This is a genomic window from Asticcacaulis sp. P2_C5 (assembly GCF_056404555.1).
Map to the genome: position 1 here is coordinate 99,915 of NZ_JBFUDU010000007.1, position 17,475 is coordinate 117,389.

Annotated in this window: 12 protein-coding genes; 8 read left to right on the forward strand and 4 right to left on the reverse strand. The window is 61.8% G+C overall.

What is annotated here, in order from left to right; all coding sequences use genetic code 11:
- Positions 1-93: 93 nt before the first annotated feature.
- The 4 genes from AC1DXO_RS13835 to AC1DXO_RS13850 all read left to right on the forward strand — a co-directional run bounded on the left by AC1DXO_RS13835 (position 94) and on the right by AC1DXO_RS13850 (position 9,965).
- Complete coding sequence (locus AC1DXO_RS13835) at positions 94-3,555, forward strand: TonB-dependent receptor (protein WP_476978750.1); 3,462 nt, start codon at positions 94-96, stop codon at positions 3,553-3,555.
- Between the two features lie 60 nt (positions 3,556-3,615).
- The gene (locus AC1DXO_RS13840) at positions 3,616-4,914 is read left to right on the forward strand and encodes a tryptophan 7-halogenase (protein ID WP_476978751.1); all 1,299 of its coding nucleotides are present in this window, start codon (positions 3,616-3,618) and stop codon (positions 4,912-4,914) included.
- A complete protein-coding gene (locus tag AC1DXO_RS13845; protein WP_476978752.1) occupies positions 4,911-6,476 on the forward strand; it encodes a tryptophan halogenase family protein in 1,566 nt (521 codons plus the stop codon). The genes AC1DXO_RS13840 and AC1DXO_RS13845 overlap by 4 nt, the downstream gene beginning before the upstream one ends.
- 96 nt (positions 6,477-6,572) lie before the next feature.
- Positions 6,573-9,965, forward strand: coding sequence for a beta strand repeat-containing protein (locus AC1DXO_RS13850; RefSeq protein WP_476978753.1), 3,393 nt, complete (start codon positions 6,573-6,575; stop codon positions 9,963-9,965).
- 61 nt (positions 9,966-10,026) lie between these two features.
- Here AC1DXO_RS13850 and AC1DXO_RS13855 read toward each other — a convergent pair whose 3' ends face one another.
- Positions 10,027-10,488, reverse strand: a complete 462-nt coding sequence (locus AC1DXO_RS13855; RefSeq protein WP_476978754.1) for an SRPBCC family protein — start codon at positions 10,486-10,488, stop codon at positions 10,027-10,029.
- The gene (locus tag AC1DXO_RS13860) at positions 10,478-10,828 is read right to left on the reverse strand and encodes an ArsR/SmtB family transcription factor (RefSeq protein WP_476978755.1); all 351 of its coding nucleotides are present in this window, start codon (positions 10,826-10,828) and stop codon (positions 10,478-10,480) included. The genes AC1DXO_RS13855 and AC1DXO_RS13860 overlap by 11 nt, the downstream gene beginning before the upstream one ends.
- 229 nt (positions 10,829-11,057) lie before the next feature.
- Between AC1DXO_RS13860 and AC1DXO_RS13865 the strand changes: the two genes are divergently transcribed.
- Positions 11,058-11,567, forward strand: a complete 510-nt coding sequence (locus AC1DXO_RS13865; RefSeq protein ID WP_476978756.1) for an O-acetyl-ADP-ribose deacetylase — start codon at positions 11,058-11,060, stop codon at positions 11,565-11,567.
- Here the strand turns inward: AC1DXO_RS13865 and AC1DXO_RS13870 are convergent.
- Positions 11,561-12,532, reverse strand: a complete 972-nt coding sequence (locus AC1DXO_RS13870) for a cobaltochelatase CobT-related protein (RefSeq protein WP_476978757.1) — start codon at positions 12,530-12,532, stop codon at positions 11,561-11,563. The genes AC1DXO_RS13865 and AC1DXO_RS13870 overlap by 7 nt on opposite strands.
- Positions 12,533-12,718: 186 nt before the next feature.
- Between AC1DXO_RS13870 and AC1DXO_RS13875 the strand changes: the two genes are divergently transcribed.
- Complete coding sequence (locus tag AC1DXO_RS13875; protein WP_476978758.1) at positions 12,719-14,614, forward strand: caspase family protein; 1,896 nt, start codon at positions 12,719-12,721, stop codon at positions 14,612-14,614.
- 6 nt (positions 14,615-14,620) lie between these two features.
- Here the strand turns inward: AC1DXO_RS13875 and AC1DXO_RS13880 are convergent, their stop codons facing one another.
- Positions 14,621-15,487, reverse strand: a complete 867-nt coding sequence (locus AC1DXO_RS13880) for an aspartyl protease family protein (RefSeq protein ID WP_476978759.1) — start codon at positions 15,485-15,487, stop codon at positions 14,621-14,623.
- 90 nt (positions 15,488-15,577) lie between these two features.
- On the opposite strand from AC1DXO_RS13880, the gene greA reads away from it, so the two are divergent.
- Both greA and AC1DXO_RS13890 read left to right on the forward strand, forming a co-directional pair.
- The gene (gene greA, locus AC1DXO_RS13885) at positions 15,578-16,078 is read left to right on the forward strand and encodes a transcription elongation factor GreA (protein ID WP_476978760.1); all 501 of its coding nucleotides are present in this window, start codon (positions 15,578-15,580) and stop codon (positions 16,076-16,078) included.
- Between the two features lie 114 nt (positions 16,079-16,192).
- The gene (locus tag AC1DXO_RS13890; RefSeq protein ID WP_476978761.1) at positions 16,193-17,434 is read left to right on the forward strand and encodes a glycosyltransferase family protein; all 1,242 of its coding nucleotides are present in this window, start codon (positions 16,193-16,195) and stop codon (positions 17,432-17,434) included.
- Positions 17,435-17,475 lie beyond the last annotated feature (41 nt).

Below are 17,475 nucleotides of genomic sequence, written 5' to 3' on the forward strand. Positions count from 1 at the left end.
CGTGTCCGTCACAGCGGCGCGCCGAATGGTCCCCGTCTGTGCCCGCTTTGCAGCAGCACGGGTCTTCATGACGGAGGCTCAAGGGAGAAAAAAATGAAAAAACATAGAACGGGCCAAGGGTCAGTTGCGGGTCTCAAGGGGCTTAAGGCGGGGGTTTCCATCGTGGCCCTGGCGGCCATAGGTCTCACCGGCATGGGCCTTGCTGGAGCCGTCTGCGCCCAGGATACGGCACAAAATCAGACCATGGCGGGCGCGCCGGCGGCCGATGACGCCCAGGAGGTCGTGGTCGTGGGCGTCCGCCGCGCGCTCAAGACCGCTCAGCAGATCAAGAAGGACGCCGACACAAATGTCGACTCCATCACCGCTACCGACATCGGCGCCTTTCCGGACAAGTCGGTCGCCGAAGCCCTGCAACGCGTCCCCGGCATCACGGTCGGCCGCCTGCAGTCCAGCGACGACAGCTCGCACTTTTCGGGCGAGCCATCCCAGGTCCTGATCCGCGGCCTGACCTTCGTCCGCACCGAATTCAACGGCCGCGACTCGTTCTCGGCCGACGCCGCGCGCGGCCTGAACTTCAACGACATATCGCCGGAACTGATGGCCGGTGTCGACAGCTACAAGAACGCCACGGCGGAAATGATCGAAGGCGGCATTGCCGGCTCGGTCAACCTGCGCACCCGCGTGCCGTTCGATTCCAAGGGCCAGCTTATCTCTATCTCGGCCAAGGCCAATTACGGCGACCGTTCGGACAAGACGACCTACGAATACTCGGGCATCTACTCCAACCGTTGGAGTACCGATGCCGGTGAATTCGGCTTCCTGGCCGACTACGCCAATTCGCACGTCCTGACCCAGACCGAAGCCGTTCACATGCTGCGTATCGGCACCCTGTGCACGTCCGGTTTCGGCTCGGCTTCGGCGCCGACGGTCAGTGCCGACGGCTCGATTCCGTGCGCCGCCAACCCCTACGGGGGCACCGGCTGGCTGTATATGCCGTCGGGCGTCAATTACAGCCAGGTCGTCTATGACCGGTCGCGTCACGGGTCGGCCCTGGCCTTCCAGTACCAGAACAACGACCATACCGTCCTGTTCACGGCGCAATACAACGACAGCTACTATCGCAACGCCTGGCTGGAACGCAGCGCCAATGTCGGCCTGTTCGGCCTGTGGGCGGCGCCCGCCTTCGCGCCACAGACCTCCGCCTTCATCGCTCCCGCCACTGGCACGCCGGCCCTGGCGTTCGGCGCCGACGGCATGCTCGATTCCGGCGACCTGACCCAGCCGCTCGACGACTGGGGCTTCGGCACCCAGGCGCATATCGACCACGGTTCCGCCGTTCCGGGCAAGCCCTTCGTCAACTACTGTGGTGAAGAGCCGGATCACACGGTCACCACCTGCGCCACTAACCGTGAAGGTGTCTATCTCGAAAACCAGGCGCGCAACTTCAACCACTCGGAAGGCACCAAAGACTTTTCGATGAACCTGAAGTGGGACGTCAACGATCATCTGAAGACCAATTTCGACCTCCAGTATATCGAGGCCGAGACCAGCAACTACGACATACTGGTCGCCAACGACACGCTGGCCAATGTCGGCTATAAGACCAATGATGACGGCACGCCGATGATCACCCTGCTGCCGGGCTCGAACGTCAACTACGCCGCCGGCGGCATCTCCAATCCGCACAACTACTTCCTGCACTTCATCCAGGATCACTACGAAAACAACGACGCCAACGAACTGGCTCTGCGGGCGGATGCACAGTACGCCTTCGAAGACATCGGTTGGCTCGACTCGCTGAAGGTGGGCGTGCGCTACGCAGACCGTGAGCAAAATGTGCGCTACACCAAGTACAACTGGTCGCCGGTTGCCGCCAACTGGGGCTGTAACGGCCCGGGCTTCAACATCGACAACACCACGCCGGCCGCCTATCCGGCCTGCCACGGCGGCACCTTCCAGGGTTACGGCGCCGGCATCTGGGAAACCGCCAGCCTGGGCAAGTTCTTCGACGGCGACTTCTATCCCAATGGCAACACGGTCTTCCTCAGCCGTGAAACCCTGGCGGATCACGACGGCGCCATCGCGGCGCTGAACGGGGCCAAGACCAATTCGCCCTTCCTGTGGACGCCTCTGTGCAACCGCACCGACGCCGACGTGGTCGACAAGTGCTACGTTCCGTCGGAAATGCTCGACGTGACGGAAAAGACCACCGCGGCCTATTTCATGCTGAAGTTCGGCGGCCCGGACAAGACGATCTTCGGCGGCGTTACCCTGCAGGGCAATGTCGGCGTACGTTACGTCCAGACCGAGAACACCAGCCATGGCGGCGTCTCCTTCCCGTCGGACACGGCCTGGTACACCTCGCAGTTCACCGATGTCGGCACCGGCAAGACCTACGCCACGGCCGCCGACAAATGCGCCCACGCGCCGCTCAACGGTGGTTCGGTCACCAATATTATCTGTTGGCTGACCCCCGACCTGCTGGCCTTCAGCAATGCCGCCGGTTCGGCCAATGACCTGAGCAAGAAGCACGAGCACTTCCTGCCCAGCCTGAACCTGCGCTTCGGCCTCGACGACCACCAGTTCATCCGCTTCGGCGCCTCGCGCGCTCTGTCGCGGCCGGACTTCGGTCAGTTGCGCAACTATACGGCCATCCATGCTCCGGCCATCTCGACCACGGCGGATTCGTCCTACGTCATCTGGACCGATCCCAATGGTCCGCATACCGCGGCGAACGTGAAGGGCTACAACTTCGTTTTCACAGCCGACTCCGGCTATGGCGGCCTGTCGCCGATCACCGCCGACCAGTTCGACCTGAGTTACGAAAACTACTTCAGCTCGACCAGCTCCTTCACGATCGACATGTTCTACAAGAAGCTGAACGGCAGCATCGAATTCGGTAACTTCCTGCGATCGTTCACGAACAACGGCGCGACCGAGAACGTCCGCATCCGTGGCCCGCAAAACGGCGACGGTGGCGGGACGCTCAAGGGTTTCGAAGTGGCCTATCAGTCCTTCTTCGACTTCCTGCCCTCGCCGTTTGATGGCCTGGGTCTCCAGGCCAACTACACCCATACCAGCCAGTCGGGCATCAACAACTCGAACCTGGCCAACCAGCCCGGGTACGCGGCCGGCGGCACGATCGCCTTCGGTGGCGGTCTGGAAACGGACGGCGCGGTCATAGATTCGCACCGTTTGGCCGGGATATCGGACGATAGCTACAACCTGGTCGTCCTGTACGAAAAGGGCAAGATCGGGGCGCGTCTGGCCTATAGCTGGCGCTCGGCCTTCCTGGCCAACAACCTCGACTGCTGTATCGGCCTGCCGATCTGGCAGAAGGCTTCGGGCTTCCTCGACGGGTCGTTCCGTTACGCGCTCAGCGACAATGTCGAACTGTCGCTGGATGCGTCCAACATGCTGGGTACGACGACCGTCATGCAGCAGCAGGTGTTTGGGGATTCCAAACAAACTCCGGGCGCCGCCGCTGTAACGATCGACTCCGACTGGATCAAGAGCGATCGCCGCTACCAGATCGGCGTGCGTTTCAAGTACTAGGTTCTTCCCGGACTGTTGCGCCGTCGTCTTCGGGTGGCGGCGCAGCTTTTTTGTATAATCATGAACACTGTAGTTATTATTGGCGGCGGTTATGCCGCGTGGACGGCCGCCCTTGTGTTTGGGCGCATGGGGGTGCGCGTGACCCTGGTCGCCGGCGATGACCCGGGCGTGCCGGAAGCCTATCTGCGCCCCGGCTTTGCGAGCTATTTACGCGATCTCGGCGTGGACACAGGCGGGCCTGGAACCGTCCTGGGTACGACATTTGAGGGTTGGGGGCCGGGCAGGTCCTATTTTCAGCCTTTTGGACCGTTCGGCGACGATATGGACGGTATCGGATTTCATCATTACTGGCTGCGCCTGCTGGCCAGCGGCGGCCATCCCGACTTCGGACGCTATAGTCCCGAGACCCTGGTCTCGCGAGAGGTGCCGCAGACGGACTGCGAACCCGTTGACCTCATCGCTGCCCTGAAGCCGGCGGCGGGTCCTGTCGGCTATCATGCGGCGCGTATACAGCACGTCCATCGTGATGCCGAGACGGGAGAGGTTGCGGGTCTGCACCTCGCCAACGGCGCGCGGATCGAGGGCCAGCTCTATATCGACGCGTCGAGCGACAGCCGGCTGATTGGCGAGGTCACAGGCGACGCCTATGAGGACTGGCGCCGCTGGCTACCCTGCGATCGGGTCACGGTCATACCGGGTGAGGCGTCATCCCGCGTCACGATCACCACCGAGGCGGCCGGCTGGCGATGGCGCGGGCCGCTGGGCCAGGGCAGGGTCTTCGACAGCCGGTGGGCCGAAATGGCGGGCGCGATTGCGGCCAGACCGGGCCATAGGTCGCGTTTCTGGTCGGGCAATGTCGTGGCCATAGGCCCGGCGGCCGGGTTTATCGAGCCTCTGGACGGGGCGGGGACGGAACTGCTTCGGGTGGGACTGACGCGGCTGGCGGAGGTTGCACCCTTTGCCAGCCTCCATCCGAGTGTGATCAACCGCCACAACGCCGATATGCGCGCCGAATTCGTCGCCTGGCGCGACTTTGCCGTGGCGCGCAATGCCTTGGTGGCGCGCCAGGACACGGCGTTCTGGCAGGACCGGCGCCAGGTCGAACTGCCGGCCAGTCTGGGCGCACGGCTCGACATGTTTGCCCGCGCCGGCCACATCCATGTGCCGCATACCGAGCCTTTTAAGGAAGCCGACTGGTTCGCCCTGTTCGCCGGCCAGGGTTTCCTGTCGCGCAGTTGGCACCCCATCGCTGACAACGTAACGGAGGATGAACTTAAGCTGCGCATGGCCCAAATACTGACCAACATAAGGACCCAGGTTCTGGACCGTGTGCGGACCATGGCGGAGACTGTTGCATGAAGCGCATCCGCAATATCGTCATTGTCGGCGGCGGCACGGCCGGCTGGATGACCGCCGCCATGCTGGCCAAGAGCCTGGGCACGGAACTCTACACGATCACCCTGGTCGAATCCGAGGAGATCGGTACGGTTGGGGTCGGCGAGGCGACCATTCCGCCGATCCTGATGTTCAATCAGGTCCTGGGGCTCGATGAAGACGAATTCCTGCGCGAGACCAGGGCGACCTATAAGCTGGGCATCGAATTCGTCGACTGGAAACGCAAGGGCGAGCGCTATTTCCATCCGTTCGGAGCTTTTGCGCCCGAAGAGCCGCGCTTTCTGCACAGCTGGCTGCGCTGGGCCAGCTTAAGCGGCGATACGGACTTCGGCGCGTTCAATCTGGAGACCGTGGCGGCGCGCCACAACCGTTTTGAGCGCGGCAAGCTGAACTATGCCTTCCAGTTCGATGCCGGCCTGTATGCCGCTTATCTGCGGCGCTATTCGGAGGCGCGCGGGGTCACGCGGGTCGAGGGCATGGTCGAGGCGGTCGATCAGGACGCTGTCAGCGGCTTTGTCACCGCTGTGCGGCTGAAGACCGGTCCGGTGGTCGCCGGTGACCTGTTTGTCGACTGCTCGGGCTTTCGCGGCCTGCTGATCGAGCAGACCCTAAAGGCCGGTTATGTCGACTGGTCGCACTGGCTGCCGCGCAACCGCGCCGTCGCTGTACCTTCTTTGCCGCGCTCAAGCGCCGCGCGGGCTCCTCGCAACGGCTCGGGCGGCCAGTCGGCCTTGCCGGAGGGCGGGCCCTCTGGAGATGAAAGTCCAGCAGGACCAATCACGCCCTATACGCGGTCGACCTCACGCGATGCCGGCTGGCAATGGCGCATCCCGCTGCAACACCGCGTCGGCAATGGCTATGTCTTCTGCAGCGACTATGTCTCGGAAGATGAAGCGACGGCCACGGTGATGGGCAACTTGGATGGCACGGTGCTGAAAGACCCGAAGGTGCTGCGCTTCGTCACCGGCCACCGCTTGAAGGTTTGGGAGAAAAACGTTGTGGCGATCGGCCTGGCCAGCGGCTTTCTGGAACCGTTGGAATCGACCTCGATCCACCTGACCCAGATGGGGATTACGCGGCTGGTGACCTTGTTCCCACGCAACGGTTTCGTGCCCAGCCTGGTCGGGCGCTATAACCGCGACATGCTGGACGATTATGAAAACGTCCGCGACTTCCTGATCGCCCATTACAAGGTAACAGAACGCGACGACACACCGTTTTGGCACCGCTGCCGGGATATGGCTGTGCCGGACAGCCTGGTCGAGCGCATGGACATCTTCCGTGATACGGGACATGTCGCGTTGCGGGCCGGAGAACTGTTCCGCGAAGCCAGCTGGTTTGCCGTCCTGGCCGGGCAGGGCATGATGCCGGCGCGCTGGCACATGGCGGCGGAGATGGAGTCCGAGGCTGAGTTGACACGGCGGATGACGGCATTGCGAGCGCGTTACGCCGGCCAGGTGGCGGGGCTGAGCGACCACCGGGCGTTTGTCGAACGTGCCATCAGACGTCAACAACTTACCTATTGAACTATGAGTCGATGTAGCTAGGGTGGCATTAAAGCAAAATTGCCGCAGTGCGCGGATGAGAGTTGATTGCGTTTTTTTGCGAGGGGGAGAATCCAAGTGGCCACTATACTTCATGACAACGGCGTGACCGATGTAGTGTCTAACAGTACTTCGCGTTATAGCAACGCAGCATTCGCGACCTTGACGGACGGCAGCTACGTCCTCCTGTGGGAAGGTTATGGTGCCAGCGATAGCTATGGGGTTTACGCGCAGCGCTATAGCACGGATGGCAATGCTGTCAGCGATGTATTCCGGGTCAATACGACAGTTGGTGGGGACCAGGACCACGCCTTGATTTCTGCTTTGGCCGACGGTGGATTCATTGTGACCTGGGTTAGCCCGCAAGGAGGGACAAGCACCGAGATCGTAAGTCAGCGTTACGACGCCCACAATCTGCCGGTTGGCGGGGAAATCCGTGTCAATACCTATATGACCGACAACCAAAACCATCCCGCAGTCACCGGTTTGAGCGACGGCGGCTATGTTGTTACCTGGGCGAGCTTTGGCCAGGACGGTGACCGGTACGGCGTTTACGCCCAACGCTATGACGCCGCCGGTCATACTGTAGGCGTAGAATCGCTTGTCAACACATATACAATCTTGTCGCAATATCTTCCCTTAGTCAGCGCGCTAAATGATGGTGGTTATGTAATTGCCTGGGAAGGCCGCAGCGAAGATGGTGATGAGTATGGCCTCTATGCTCAGCGATTTGACGAACTGGGCGCGGCTGTCGGCAGCGAGGTTCACGTCAACACGGAGACGGAGGGATTCCAACTTCTGACGAGTACGACGACCCTCAACGATGGCAGTTATGTCATTCTTTGGTATGGTGCCGGCTCGGCTGACGATCTGGGTGTTTATTTCCAACGCTATAGCGCGGTGGGCACCGCGATTGGCGGCCAAACGCTGGTCAACAATGCAACCCTGGGCGCTCAAACCTTTTCCTTGGTGCGTGGCCTGAGTGATGGCGGGTTTGTCGTCGTTTATCAAGACAGCGCTGTCGATTACGAACTCGCTTTGTCCAGATTGTATGTCCAGCGCTACGATGCGTCTGGACAGGTCATCGGCGACGCGCATGTCGTTGGTGACATCGACGACGATATAGAGGGACTTGACGTTGGAGAATTGCCGGACGGTGGCTTTGTGGTCGGATGGTCGGTCACCAAGTCGCCCGATCAGTTCCACGTCTACCAGCACGTATTCGCGGCTGTCGACGCCAACGACACCACCGATCACCTGATCTACGGTACGGGTGCAGACGACATGATTACGGCTACAACAGGCCGTGACTGGACTTATGGCGGCAACGGCCATGACAGGCTCGAAGGCCTTAGCGGTAATGACTGGCTGGACGGTGGCGTCGGCAACGATACCCTGGCTGGCGGGTTCGGCAACGATACCCTGGCTGGCGGGATCGGTAACGATGCCTACGTGATCGACTCGGCCGGTGACGTGGCAGTTGAAAATGTCAATGAAGGCATGGATACTGTCGAGAGCAGTATCAACTGGACCTTGGGCGCCAATCTTGAAAACCTGACTCTGGCGGGAGCAGCGGTCAATGGCAGCGGCAATGGCGCCGATAACATCCTGACCGGCAACGATCTGGCTAATGTCCTGCGCGGCTATGGCGGTAATGACAGCCTGATCGGTGGCTTGGGACAGGACACGCTATTCGGCGGCACGGGCAACGACAGCTACTGGGTCGAGGTCGGCGATCAGATACGCGAAGGCGCGGGTGAAGGCGCGGATGTGGTCTATGCCAGCACGTCAGTCCAGCTGTCCACCGGACAGGAAATAGAGAGCCTGATCCTCACGGGGACGGGTGACACCTGGGCCACTGGCAATGCGTTTGACAACGCTTTGATTGGCAATACTGGCAATAATCGCCTTAAAGGCGGCCAGGGCGCCGATACTTTGACCGGCGGTGACGGCAATGACACCTACTATGTCGACAGCTTGGGTGACAGCGCGGTCGAAGCCAATGGTGAAGGCAATGATCAGGTAATTGCTTCGGTTACCTGGACCCTGCTGGACAATTTCGAGTCGCTGTACCTGTCAGGCGCGGACCCCATCAATGGCATCGGCAACGCATCCGCCAATACGGTCACTGGCAATGCCGGCAACAACGCCCTGTATGGTCTGGACGGCAATGATTCTCTCTTTGGCAGCACCGGTGACGACACCATGGTCGGCGGCACGGGCGACGACCGCTACTATGTCGACAGCCTGGGCGACAGCGTGATCGAACAAAGCGCCGAAGGCAAAGACCAAGTACGCGCCTACATCACCTACACCCTGCTAGACAATTTCGAGTCGCTGTACCTGTCAGGCACGGAAGCCATCGGCGGCACCGGCAACGCGGCGGCCAATACCCTCACCGGCAATACCGCCAACAATGTCCTGTATGGTCTGGACGGCAATGATTCTCTCAGTGGCAGCGCCGGTGACGACACCATGGTCGGCGGCACGGGCGACGACCGCTACTATGTCGATAGCCTGGGCGACAGCGTCACCGAAGGCAACAACCAGGGCAACGACACAGTGCTGTCTTCGGTCACCTTCGCCCTGACCAACGCCCAGTCAATCGAGACCCTGACCCTGACCGGCACGGCCCATATCAATGCCAGCGGCAACACCCTCGCCAATGTGCTGAACGGCAATTCCGGCAACAATATCCTCAATGGCGGTTCAGGCGCCGACACCATGGCGGGTGGGGCAGGCCACGACATCTATATCGTCGAAAACATCGGCGATGTGGTCATCGAAGGGCTCAACCAAGGTACCGATACGGTCCAGTCGGCCATCACCTATGTCCTGGGTGACAATATCGAGAACCTGACTCTGGCCGGCAATGCGGCCATCGACGGCACGGGCAACGCCCTGGCCAATACTATCTACGGCAATGCTGGCGTCAACTTCCTCATCGGTGGCGGTGGCGCGGACAAGCTCTACGGCCGCGGCGGCAACGATACCTATATCGTCGACAATGCTAGTATGGGCATCTCCGAACTGCTGGCCGGTGTCGACGCGGGCGGGATCGATGAGGTACGCTCTTCAGTCTCCTATTCGCTGAAAGACTATTTCGAGGACCTGATCCTGACGGGTACAGGCAATATCAACGGCGTCGGCAACGGGCTAAGCAATCACCTTACCGGTGCCTCCGGCAACAACCTGCTGACCGGCGCTGGCGGCAATGACACTCTGCTGGGTGGCCTGGGCGCGGATCAGTTCGTCTTTGGCGCAGGCTCCGGGATCGACCAGATCCTCGACTTCAGCGCTGCACAGAACGACCGGATCAATGTCCATGCCCTGGCCCATGGCGTCGTAAATGGCGCCGGCATCGTCTTCACCCAGGTCGGTCTCGACACCGTCATCACACTGGGCAGCGGCAACAGCATCACCGTGCTCAATACCGTGATGGCGGATGTTAGCAGCCATATGGTGTGGTAAGAGAGACGACACCGGCCGTTATAGTGACACGGATGAAGGCCTTGCGGGCACGTTACGCCGGTTACTCGACGACGGCCGCCAACTGGGCGATTGCTGTTCCCCAGCCCTCCTGAAAGCCCATCTCGTCGTGCTTTTGTGCGTCGGTAGGGTTCTTGTGCAGGACGCGTGACGCGTAGCGGGTACCGCTGCCTTCGGCGTCGAAGGTGATAATCGCGGTCAGGGCCAGCCAGGGTTCGGCCGGCTGCCAGCCCTCGGTCAGGACCGTCGTGAAGACCAGGCGTGCTTCGTGCACGATCTCGAGAAAACAGCCGTCGACATGCGGCTGGAAGGCGCCTTCGCCCTCGCGCATGCGCGTCACGAAGCCGCCGCCCGGACGCATATCCAGCTTGATCACCTGGCATTCGATAGGATGCGGTATCCACCATTTCGCGAGATGCTCGGGTGTGCTCCAGGCTTTCCACACGACGGCCGGCGGCGCCTTGATAAAGCGCGAAATGGTCAGTTCGGAGGTTTCAATCGGCATCGTCCAGGCTCCTGGGCATAAGGGTTTCGACATAGTCGGCCAGCCGGTCCGTTCGGCCCTGCCAGATGGCGACCTGCTCGGACAGCCACGATTCGGCCGCTGCCAGGGTCTCGCTATTGACCCGACATGTGCGAACACGCCCGACTTTTTCGGAGGTAATCAGACCGTCCTCTTCGAGGATCCGCAGGTGCTTCATAAACGACGGCAGGCCCATGGCGAAGGGCCGCGCCAGTTCCTTGACCGGCGCCGGTCCCCGACTCAGGCGGCTGACCACAGCCCGCCGCGTTGGATCGGCGAGGGCGTGGAAGGCAGCATCGAGCGAGGTTTGATAGTTCTCCATATGGAAAACTATATTTGATAGTTCTCCGTTTGGCAAACTAATTTGGAAGCAAGATTTGACCACGAACCACACGAACCGACACGAACATTCAGGATGTGATTGAGGCGTCGGCATGACTTGTATATTGCCCCGCGTCTGGCACAGTCTGGCGGCGATCCGGCCCGAAGACGGCAACACCCTGTGCGACGTCTTCTTCCAGAGCGCCTGGGCCCTGCCTTGAGGAGACAGCATGACCATCCTGCGCGCGGAACGGATCGACATTACGCGGCTTGAGGTCGACACGATCGTCAATGCCGCCAATTCGTCGCTGCTCGGCGGCGGCGGGGTCGACGGCGCCATCCATCGCGCCGCCGGGCCGGAACTGCTCCATGAATGCCGCTTGCTGGGCGGCTGCACGACGGGCGATGCGAAGATTACCAAAGGGTACAGGTTGGCGGCGCGGCATGTCATCCATACCGTTGGACCGGTGTGGCGCGGCGGGGATGCGGGTGAACCCGAACTGCTGGCGTCCTGCTATCGCCGGTCATTGGAGGTGGCGCGGGACAATGGCCTGGTGAGCATCGCCTTTCCGGCGATCAGCACGGGTATTTTCGGCTATCCGATCGAGGCGGCGACCGAGATAGCGGTCATGACGGTACGGGCCAACCTCTATGACGGGTTGGATGAGGTGGTCTTCGCCTGTTTTTCCGATACCGATCTGGAGGTCTATGAGCGCTATCTTGGTTACGGCAGTCAGTGAATTGTCACGTCGCCGACATGAGCGCTCGCGGCGGGGACCGACTTGCGTGTCAGGGCGGTTTGAATGAGGCCGATCAGGGTTGCGTCCAGATCATCAGGCTTCGCCACCCTGACGGACTGCCTGTAGTACCGCGCCACATCGTAGCCTATCCCGATCGCAGCCAGGGAGAGGTCACTGGAGGCCTCCAGATGCGCCACGACCCGGAGGAGATGGCGGTCGAGTATGCCGGCGTCGTTAGCCCGAAAGGTCGAATGTTCCGCGGGTGCGCCATCGGAAACGACGATCAGGATCTTGCGTGTCTTCGGCAGGGCACGCAGGCGTCCGGCCGCCCATTCCAGCGCCTCGCCATCGACATTTTCCTTCAACAAGCCGGGATGCAGCATGGCTTTGAAGCTCCAGCCACCCATAGATTGCCGACGGTCGTCGACGTGGCGATAGACGATATGAAGCAGGTCGCATAAGCGACCGGGATTTGGCGGTTTACCCGCTCTTTGCCATTTTTGCCGCGACTTGCCGCCATCCCAGGTCGCGGTCGTGAAACCGAGAAGCTCGACCGTACAACCCAGTTGACCGAGAAAGTCCTGCGCAATGTCGAGCGCAGCCGCTGTCATGACCATATGGTGGCCGCGCATCGAGCCCGACTGGTCGAACAGAATGACAACCGCAGTATCGGCAAGCGCCGCCGTACTGAGGTTGCGGCGGATATCGGCGGAGGCGTCAATAGCCGTCAGCGCGCCCTTCAGCCGCCAGCCTTCGAGTGCGGCCTGAAACTTTTTCCAATCGAGATCATAGGCATAGTCGTATTCAACCGGAACTGGATCGAGATAGCGATCGAGCTCGGATGAATCGATGATCCGGTCGAACTCACGGGTGAAAACCTTGTAAGGCGGCGGGTTTTTCAGGGCAGGTACTCGCTTGGGCGCTGGCGGGCGTCTTCGTTCAGGCTCCGCAAATATCTCGCGCATAACAGGCTGCGGGCGTCGGAACAGGCCGGCCAGAAAGGACATGAGAAAACGCATTACGGGCAGCTTACAATCAAAGATGTCGCCTTGCCAAGAGCTCTCGCACCGGGTGACAAACGCTGTAACTTGCCACCAGCGGCCGCATGTGTCACCCCTTTACGGAATGAAGAAACGTAGCGGGAGGCAGCGATGAAACTCTGGGCAGGTCTTCTGACCCTATGGGCCATGTGGTGCTTTTCCACAGCGGCCCATGCCGCCGAACCGGCGCGTTTTGCCCTGATCATCAACCAGGTCCACTACGAAAGCCTGACCCCCTTGCCCGATACCGACGGTGAGGCGAAGAGCGTCGGGGATTCGCTGAAAAAGATCGGTTTCGACGTCACCCTGGCGCGCGATGCTAACCTGACCGGGCTGCAGACGGCGTTGAAGGATTTTCGCCGCAAGCTGGCCGCGTCGCCGGGCGCCATCGGCTTCATCTACTACACCGGTCACGGCATGGCCGATCCGACCGACGAGAAGGGCGACAACTACCTGCTGGGGATCGATGCCGACGTGAAGATCGTCGCCGACCTGCCGGCGTCGGGGATCAAGCTCGGCGACCTGGTCACCCAGATGTCGCGCACCGATGCCTCGGCCGTGATCATCGTGGTCGATGCCTGCCGCAATACGCCGAGCCTGGGCAAGGCGGCCACCAAAGGGCTGGTCGCCGTGGCCGCGGAACCCAATACCCTGGTCGCCTATTCGACCGACCTGGGTGACATTGCCAGCGTCGGCGTCTATGCGCCCGTGCTGTCGCGCGAACTGGTCAAGCCGGGTCTCAGCGTCACCCAGGTGTTCGACGCGGTGCAGATCGAGGTGTCGAAGCAGACCGGCCGCAAGCAGCGCCCATGGTCCAATAACCGCATCTATGACGTGATCTGTCTGGCAGGCTGCACGATCAATGTCGCGCCCACCGTGGTCAACCAGCCCGAGACGGTCGAGCAGACCTTCTGGGCCTCGGCCAAGGATTGCGGCGACTATCGCGCCTATCTGAAAAAATATCCCAGTGGCGACTTTGCCGACCTGGCCAATTCACGGCTGGCCGCGCCCCTGTGCAATATTTCGAACAAGCCTGTCTCCTGGGACCCGGGCCTGAGTGCGCCCGTCAAGGCCGGCGCCGTGGCCCTGTGCGATCTCAAGGCAGGCGCGCAGTATGATGACGATCGCCTGGCGTCCAACGGCTTTGCCGATTTCATCACGATCAATTCCGCCGATGCCGTCAATGCATGTCAAACGGCGCTGAACAACGATCCGGACAATCGCCACCTTATGGTCAATCTGGGGCGGGCCTATCTGGCCGGGTCCAGTTTCGACATGGCGACCGGCCTGTTCAAGCGCGCCGCCGATCTGGGCAGCGGCGAGGGCATGTTCGAGATGGGCGTCATGGCCAACAAAGGCGGCCAGGACCCGAGCGGCGACGCGACGGCGCGACAATGGTTCCGCAAGGCGGCCGACGCCGGCAATGTCGAAGGCACCAGCAACCTGGCAGCCTTGCTGGCCGCTGGGCGTGGCGGCTCGGCCGATCTGACCGAAGCCCTGACGCTGTACGGTAGATCGGCGCAGCGCGGCGAGCCCTTCGCCATGACAGGGCTGGGGACCATGTACTTCTACGGCCAGGGAACGACGCAGAACTATTCCGCGGCGTTACAGTGGTTCAAGGCGGCGGCCGACCGAGGCTATGCGCCGGCCATGACGACCCTGGGCTATATGTACGAGAACGGGACCGGCGTGGCGAAGGACTATAGTGCCGCGCGCACCCTTTACGAACAGGCGACCGCGCTTAACAATGTCGACGCCATGGCCTCGCTGGGGACGCTGTATTACAACGGTACCGGCGTGACGCGCGATCTTGTGACGGCGCGGCGCTATTTCGACGCCGCGGCGCAACGGGGCAATGTCGGCGCCATGGCCAGTGTGGGATTTATGAACCAGAATGGTTTGGGTGGCAGTCTGGACCTCAACACGGCGCGCTACTGGTATCAGCAGGCATCGCAGATGGGGAACGCCTGGGCGACCGAACAGTTGAAAACCCTTCCGGCGGGGTGAGGTCTCTCACGGCTCGAAGCGCACCGTGTGGGCGCGGTAGTTAAGCGTAACCTTGTAATGCTCCAGGAAATGGACGCCGAGCGCTGCCTGCGACTTCAAGGGCGCGGTGCCGAAGGTCGAATAGACCGTCTGCGGCATGGCCACCACAAACTCGCCCACCGTCAGGTCCGGCGCCTGGCCGATCAGCACCGACTGGGCGCCGGCATAGCCGTAACCTGTATGCGGCGTCGCCTGGTCCAGCCACGCCTGCAGCCCGGAAGATCGCGCGCCTGCCGGCGTGATCAGCAGTTCATAGGCGCCGCCGGAATCGATCAGGGCCGTCATCCGCCGGCCACCCACCGTGACCGGAATGCTCGGTATATCGTTGTCGAAACGGAACGGAATGTCGCAGGTGCAGGCCCGCGACGACGCGGCAAAGCGGATTTCCCGGCGCGGATAGTCGATGACCAGGATGCGGTCTTTCAGGAAGCTGTAGCCCAATACGCCGGCCAGCTGTTGACCGTCGGGCCCGATCATGCCGCTCAGCCGGGCGGCGGAGAAATCGGCGTGTGAGCGGTTCGATCCACCGGCGGCAATGTCGGCCTTTGTGGTGAAGAACAGGACCTTTTGTGTCCCGAAACCGGTGCCCGAGCCGGCACCGGGTTTGAGCGGCAGGTCCAGGCTTTTGGCATAGTCGAGATCGAGCACGGAGGGCGAGGTGCCGTCGTCGAGGCCCATCCAGCGCGGGGTCGCACCGTTGATCGACACCTGGACATAGGTCATGCCGTCGTGAAAGGCCGAGGGCAGGACGATATCGGCGGGAGGTGCGGCCACGGCCGTGCCGGCGGTCAATGCGCCAAAGGCGAGTGCGGTCATCAGACGGAAAATCAACATGGCGCCACTGTGGGCAGCGCTTTGGGCGAAAATCGGGCCGGGAAGCGTTGAGCCGATGCTATTTCCGGTCGTCTTATGTTAAGCAGCCATATGAGTGTTGCTTTTACCAAGGACGAAGACCACGAATCCCAGGCGGCGCACCTGCCCGATCGTCCGGTCTCATCGCATCCCAATCTTGTCACGCCGCAGGGCCTGGCCCAGCTTGAGGCGGCCTTTGCCGCCGCCAAGGCCGCCTGGTCGGCGGCGCAGGTGTCGGGTGAGGTCAGCGGCGACCGCACGGCCATGGCGCGAGCGACGCGCGACCTGCGCTACTATACCCAGCGCCTGGGGTCGGCCCAGCGGATCGAACCCGTGACCGCGCCGGACAAGGTGGTCTTCGGCTGTGTCGTGACGATCGAGCGCGAAGATGGTCGGCGCCAGACCTTTCGTATTGTCGGCGAGGATGAGGCTGATCCGACGGCGGGCAGTGTCAGCTATGTTTCGCCCCTGGCCCAGGCGCTGCTCGGCAAGGCGGTGGACGACGAAGCCCAGGTGGCGGGCGCTGAGGTCGCGATCGTCGCCATCGCATGCCACCCTTCAAGGCGCAGGTGATTCCCCTGGCAGTGGGGAAGCGCTTGACAGTTGCGATGCCGCGGTTATGACATCCGGGTACAGACCCTTTGTCATTTGCGCGTAGTCGGACACGCGACACGAGAGCCGGAGCGGATGTCCACAAGCGCCTACATGATCGCCCACTGCGACGACGACTATCTGTCCCAGGCCATCGACTCCGTTATCGATCATGTCGATGAACTGATCTTTGTCGATGGCGCCTATGAATGGGTTGCGCCCTTCCTGCCCGATGTTGGCATCGATCCGGAGCGGTCATGGCCGTCTACGCACGACATCCTGCGCCGTTACGGCAAGAAGATCCGCTATTTTTCCGGCCTGTGGCGCGACGAACTGCACAAACGCGAATTCGGTTTTGCCCAGTGCCGCGGCGACGTCATTATCCGCATCGACGCCGACGAAATCTTCACCATCGATGCGGCGGCGCTGCGCGAATTCCGGCGCGGCCGCCAGACCGTTGCCGATATGGAATTTCCGTACATGGTGACGGAAGACCTGCAGCGCCTGGAGGCCGGCCACACGGAAACGCCGCGCCAGGTGTGCATGTTCAAGCGCAAGGCGTTCAAGCGGCCGCTCGATCATTGCGGCTATCTGTGGCTGGTCCTGACCGATGAAGAGCGCGAGCGTTGCAAGCCGGCGGACTGGAAGCAGCTGTTTCACCGTCCGGTGTCGCGCACAGCGCACATCACCGCCTTGCGCACGCCGCGCACCTCCGTCAACCGGGCCAGGTTCTACATATTGCAGCATATCCGGGCGACCGGCCTGGTGCCGTTCGGCATTGAGGTCGAGGACCACCTGACGGGCGACGAGCGCATCCGCCGGGTGCTCGATTATCTCGGCGCGGAAGATTTCGCCGGCTATCTCGAAGGCAATGATATCGTCAGCGGTTTCGCCCACATGACCGGCTTTGTGCTGGCGCCCTATGACCTGGCCGAGCCGGCGAAGTCTGTGGTCCGGGCGGCGGTGGCGCGCCATGGCGAAGCTCTGGCGGAACGGCTGAAGGTCCATGAGCGGCCGTGTGTCATGGCGAGCAACATGCCGGCCCTGCTGAATATATCCGCCGTTCTTGATTCGTCGGTGCGTGGCATCAACCTGACCTTTGGCGATGAGGTGGTGGCGGCGTCGGGCCACCTGTCCTTCTTGCTGGCGGATAACGACACCGCCGAAGCGCGCCGCCTGCGCGCCTTTCACACCCATGCCGAAGGTTGCAAGGTCCATTGCACGTTCGAGCCTGTGACCGATACCGACGTGCTGCAGAGTTGCATGGTGCTGCTGACGCAGGCGGCGCCCGATCGCAAGGTGACGCGCCTGGTCGACATAGAAGTTCTGCGCGCCTGACCCTGTAGACAGGCGTGACAATCGGTTCGAGCAGTCCTATA